Annotated in this window: 5 protein-coding genes; all 5 read right to left on the bottom strand. The window is 35.3% G+C overall.

All coding sequences use genetic code 11. The annotated features are described in order from the left end of the window. A partial coding sequence (locus D6734_10990) for a hypothetical protein (protein ID RMF93030.1) occupies positions 1-910 on the bottom strand: 910 nt, incomplete at its 3' end. Between the two features lies 1 nt (position 911). After that, a complete protein-coding gene (locus D6734_10985; GenBank protein RMF93029.1) occupies positions 912-1,292 on the bottom strand; it encodes an ASCH domain-containing protein in 381 nt (126 codons plus the stop codon). A gap of 39 nt (positions 1,293-1,331) precedes the next feature. Further along, complete coding sequence (locus D6734_10980; GenBank protein RMF93028.1) at positions 1,332-4,085, bottom strand: ATP-binding protein; 2,754 nt, start codon at positions 4,083-4,085, stop codon at positions 1,332-1,334. Continuing rightward, positions 4,042-5,046, bottom strand: a complete 1,005-nt coding sequence (locus D6734_10975) for a hypothetical protein (GenBank protein RMF93027.1) — start codon at positions 5,044-5,046, stop codon at positions 4,042-4,044. The genes D6734_10980 and D6734_10975 overlap by 44 nt, the downstream gene beginning before the upstream one ends. Continuing rightward, positions 5,043-6,032, bottom strand: a 990-nt coding sequence (locus D6734_10970) for a DNA methylase (protein RMF93026.1), incomplete at its 5' end; no start/stop codon positions are given. The genes D6734_10975 and D6734_10970, both read right to left, overlap by 4 nt.

Below are 6,032 nucleotides of genomic sequence, written 5' to 3'. Positions count from 1 at the left end.
TAATTATTCTTTGTTTATTAAAATCATTATCTCTTTCATATTCAGATGCTTCAACTTCAATATTCAATTTTTCAATCATTCTTCTTTTTATGATCTTGTTAAATTTTGATTGAGTTGGAAACTCTTTTTTAGAGGAAATATCATCATAAATAAGTTCTGCTAATTCTTTTACAGTTTCTTTTGTTGCTATCTGACACACTTTCTGAGCTTCAGTAGGCATTTGGCTATAAGCAATAGAAGGATTTGACGATAAGACATCATTTTCAGCGTTGGATTGCATAAATCCGTCAAGACAATATTCTATGGCTGTTCCGATTGCTTCTTTATAGAAGAAATGCTTATCTATTTTTTCTCCTTTGATTTTTTGTTTTATCATATTAATAGTTAATCCTATCAATTGTGCTATTATGAATTTGGCGATTCTATCTTGGTGGGCTGTTGTTTTTAGTCCAAGCTCACTCTTTAAATCAGCCCATGCAACTTCTGATACTTCATCAACAACCATGTTTTGAACAATATTTACTGGAAACTCTACGGGACTTTTTACAAAAAGAGAATAAACCATTTGATGTTGATCTATGGTTTGATATTTCCCACTTAATTTTGATAAATGGTGAAACACTGAATTAGCTAATTTTGTTGTATGATAAACAATGTCCATTGAAGGTTTACTACTAGCAACCAAAGCAGCCGCTCCGGCGATAGGTGCCACAAAAGCTGTTACAGCAGAGGTTTCCCCACTATTTATAGCAGCACTAGCACCATTACTAATCATACCTCCTGATGAAATTACAGCAGTTTCTCCAGCCTGCAATCCCGCAGAAATAGAGACGCCAATTTTTTTTAAATTATTTCTTCCTCTCTTTTTACCAGCTAAGGATCTAAATGTAGACCCTGTGCGTGAGCCCATCTTATAAATTCACCTCAAAAAATTTTAATGCACCTTTCTGAGGAATCGGTTTTATTCGCTCTATATCTTCTAAAATAAATCCAAACATTGGACGCATGAATCCATAAAATCCAGCTAAGTGTTTAGAATTATCTTTCATAAACTGGTCTTTTGTGTAATATTCTTTAACATCAACTATTGTCGCTTTACCGACAATAGCACCAACTGCTAAAGAAGAGGGATCAATACCAAATTCATTACATGCTTCTTTATCTATTGTTTTAGAAGCATGAATAAAAAATTCCCCTCTAAAGTCAGTATCCCAACGCCTAGTTTCAATAGTCTTCTTTCCTTGAAGTATTAACTCGGCCCAAGGTTGCCTTAATGATAATGCAAAAGCCATTATTCCACCTTTTTGTAAATATTTGTGTTCATTTTTCAATTATTCAAAATAATGTTTTAGATTCCTTTGTTGTAATGATTCTTTTATTTTGAGTTCGACAGTATCTTCGTTTATTCCTTCATCTGATTCTGCACTTATTTTTAATGAGATTTTTACATCAGCACCTTCGTTAGTTAATGGTTCAATAACTTCTCTGAAGAAATCATTCCAGTTTTCCCATTCCATTCCCTCAACATTTAGTTTTATCTGTTTTAGTTTCTTTATTCCTTCTTGCGTTATTATCTTTCGTGGTTCTTGAGATGTTTCTTTCTTTTCCTCATATGTTTCTTTTTCTTCTGGAATTGTTTCTGGTTGTTTTATGAATTTCTTTGCATAGTCTGGTTTTAATAGCCATGAATCTTCTGTTAGAAGGATGTTCATGGTGGGCAGTGATTCTTTGTAATAAACACTATCAAACTCTTTTTCACGTCCTGTTGCATAAGCAAATAATCCTCTTGCTACGCCGTCAGCTATTGCTTGTCTGATTACCTCTTCACTTGCAAGCATAGGTAAATATGTGTATTGTGTGAAGTACTCAGCTAATTTCTTTACATTCAAGAGGTTCTTTTTCTCTGGCCACAAAGACCATCTTTGACTAATAAACAGATTTGGGTCTATCCTTTCGAGAAGTTGTTCTTGGTCCCTTAAAATATTCCAAACTTGATTACTGATCTGATTAGCATTCGTTATGTAAACTTGTCCCATATCAAATTCTTTTAAATCTTTTCTGTCTCCAGAAATCACGATGTGTCTATATGTTGATGCTATTGCTTGTGGTATGTCAGACTCTGTTCTCTTTATCTTTAAGTTAAGTTCTTCTCTGCTTTCATCAGAAAGATTCTTATTCAGGTCTCTGTCTTTTTCTATTAGTTGTAAAGCCATGTATCTCTTTACTAACCTAATCAGTTGCTCTTGATGATCTTCATCAGGAACTAAAAATACAAGAACGTTTCTGAAAGTTCTATGCTTAGAGCCATTATTGTTCAGAATGTCAAGGATAAACTCTTTTGTCTTTTTCCACGTTTCTTTTCCTTTTGTCTTTGCTAAATCCAGCACAATAAGACTTAATGTTGGTATGTCTGCAACATCTCTATTTTCTTGAGGGTGTTTGTATTTCTTTGGAAATTTCTCACCAATCATATCCCACAATTTCTGTTGCGCTAATTCTATAGCATCATCCCTGCTAACAGATTCTTCTTTATCAACTAGGATTTTGTTCAAATTTGGCTGTGCTGTGAACTTATAGGTGCCTTTTGACTTATCTACCTGTAAATAAAAGAGCTTTCTTTCAAGCCTATTAAGAGCTTCTGCAATGATTGCAGGAGTCATCTCCGGATTCAGAACAGATAATCTTAACATTGCTTCAGTGACTCCTGATGAGCCTCCTTTCCCACTAAATGAAGACAAGAAAATAGTTGTTGCTAATCCTTCGGCAACGTGAAATTTTAAATATTCGCTGCCCAATTCTCTATCAATCTGTGGAGCTTTAGAGTTTGGTCCTGATATGTCATCAGCGATAACACTTTCAAATCTGTTTTCTGTAAATTTAATAAGCTCATTTCTTATATCTTGGTTCCCTAAATTTATGTCAGATGGTAAGATGATAGCATTTGGGTTTTTATGTTTGCATAAGTCTTCTACAATCAAAGCTAGAAGCCTAAGAACGCCCCTCGTTCTTTGAAAGTTGGGGATGGTTCCCCATTTTTTGTAGAAAATATCTATGATCTCGGGGTGGAATGGATATGCTCTAATCATTAAACGCTTATAGCTTGCATCTCTCACGCTTCTTGGTAGATCTTCTGAGTGCTTGTTATAAAGTTTAAAATATTCTTCGCAAATATTTTCTACAGCTCTCTGATCTCTGATCTCTTCAAATAGTCTTCTGCGAATAATTTCGTAAATCTCTTCTCCTTCTACAGGAGTTCTTATGCTTTCTACTCTTCCAAATATTTTCTTAAGCTTAAGATATAATTTCTCACCGCTTTCATCATAATGTTCCATCTCACTGCTTGGAAGAGTAACAATGAGTTGTGAACTCTTACTGTTAGCTACGGCAACAGAAAGCTCTTGGAAGAAAGCAAGTGTTTGGCCAGAGAGATTTCCTGAGCCTACCTTAATAGCCTGAGCTTTCAATAAGTATTGCAAGACTTCGTCTAATAAAATAAGGTTTGCTTTACCATCTGCTAGAATTTTTCCCAGCAGATCAGTTCCTGGAGGAACCCTGTTCTTATCGCTTTCCTCAACTTTTTTGAATAATTCTTTTCCTCCAAGCTGATATGCTAATTCCCCCCAGATAGTTTTAATATGGCAGTTATCAACCGTTTTTCTTCCTTGAGTAGGATCAATTGCAGTTCCGACAATTGTGGCCACTCGTGCTTCTGGAATAGAACTTATTTTGTTTTCATTTAGTATTTCTTTAATGCTCTTGTTTTTCTCAGCTATCTTCCGGTTTTCTATGATGTGATAGATAGAGAGGAGTGTATGAGTCTTTCCGCCACCAAAAGGAGTAGTTAATTGTATGACTGGTTCGCCTTTCTTACCATGCAGACGATTAAGAACATCTTTAATCATAGATTTTATTCCTTTTGTAAAAAACGTCTTTTTGAAGAATAGCGCTGGATCACGATAATCCAAAGCACCTCTTCCTTGTCTAACTTCTCCTAAATCTGCTGCAAAGACAGATTCATCAAAATCTCCTTTGCGGATGTCTTCATGCGGTTGAACTATTTGTAACCATGGCTTTAGTTGACTCATTTTTTCTACCTCCCATATCTCTCTCAAGAGTAATAAGCATTTCCTTTTTTTCTTGGAGGGCTGATGTTATTTCCTCCAATTCTTGTTCAAGAGACATTATGCTTTTTTCAAGTTTCTCTTGATCATCAAATTTTCCAAGATTTTTCATAAACTCTGCAATCTTTGTCTTGTGCTTTATCTCTGCTTTCACTTCTTCTAGTCTTTTTTCAAGTTGGTGTTCTTCCCTAAGCGTATTCTTATATCTTTGTTGTCTTGGAATGAGACTTTTAATAAATTCAAATACATCCTCCATCTTGGAAAAATTATCGGCTAATTCTTCTTTACTCACATAATTTACAACGCACAGACCGATAAAAGGTTTGATCAAAGGATCTTTTAAATTATTGATTTCGTTTGCCTTAATTCGAACCATCTTAATATCCTGTTCAGTTAGTTTGCACATTTCTTTTTCAAATAACAATTCGTGATTTGTTGAGCCTGCAAAATTGGTCTTGGTCTTCTTAGTTAGCGTCAATACCATCCTTGGAGGCTTATTTTTACATAATTTGAAGAATTCCTTTATTTCTCTGTCATTCATTGAGAGAAATTGCTCAACAGATGCAACAGAATTCAAAGCTATTTCCACCCAATAAGAATCATTAGTTTCTTCAAATCCAAAAGAATAATGAATATTAGAAACATCTTTTTCTTTAGCATCAGATATTAAAAACCAACCTTTTTGAGAAATCAAACTTTCAGGAGGCAAGCCATACTTCTTCTTAAAATATTTGTCAAATTCTTTGTCTGAATAATCTTTATACTGTTCTCTCTCTTTTTCGTATCGCTCTTTATACTCTTTTTTAGCTCTTGTCTTAAGGATATCTTCTTCTGAAAGAGGAGGAAAACTAGGAGAATCCAATCTAGGCTGAATCCATTTTTGGTATAATTCAATCAAAATCTTGTTTCTTTCTTCCTTATTCATCTGAAATACTCCCCGAGCTTTCCTTGCTTGCTTGAAACATCTTTTGAAATAGATTGTTTACTTGCTAACAATCCCTGGATAAGCTGTTTCTCTTTATTTCCATCAGGCAAAACCTCTGAGATAGCCTGTGCAACATTCCAAATAGTATCATCATCAGCATAACCTGAATTCTCAATGAACTCAGACAACTCCTGTTTGTTGCCCTTCTCCCACAACAAACAAGCCTTGTGAATAACATCAATCATAGGAGCAGGAATGCCTCCTTTCGGCTCGCCAAGATGAGCATTCTTCTTCCTCTGCCAAGGCTCCATAAGATTAACCTTATCGCCCTTCTTTTCCAACATGTCCTTTTTATTAAGAAGCTCATCAGCCTCAGTACCCAAAGCCTGAGCAAGCTTTCTAGCATCATCATAAGGAACATCATTGTCATCATAAGCCCATCGCCATAGCAAGTAGAACCTTGTCTGCTCATCAACCTTACCCATATGCCTACCATGAAGAATCTTCTCCAAAGAATAATCCGTAACAATCTCCCTAACTAAGTCCAACAATCCAGCAACAGAAACTTCCTCACCAGAAAGTTTCATAACTCTCTTGTATTTTCCAAAGACTTCAACAGCAGGACCAATAGCCGAGATAAAAAAATCAGCTCCTCTGATACCCTGAGACCAGAACTGATCAAGCTTAGCTTTAATCTTCTTCTTAAGCTCTTCCTTAACCTCACTAAAATAGCCTTCTTCCTCAGATTTGCGCTTCCTGCAGACGATGGTTATTGATGAAGCTAAAGCAGCACTTTTTTGAGCTCTAATCCTAGTTGCACTTTCTGTACTAATAGGCCAAGAGGCAGTAACAACTAAATTTGCATTTAATAAACTATTGATGAGCGTTTCCCATGCAGCAGTAGATTTATGTGCAAATATAATTACCATAATCCCATTATCTTTTAGAACTCTATAAGATTCCTTAAATGATTCGGACATTAAATC

It is taken from the genome of Candidatus Schekmanbacteria bacterium, assembly GCA_003695725.1.
Classification (GTDB): Bacteria; Schekmanbacteria; GWA2-38-11; order GWA2-38-11; family J061; genus J061.
This window is presented reverse-complemented; position numbering and strand designations above follow the sequence as displayed.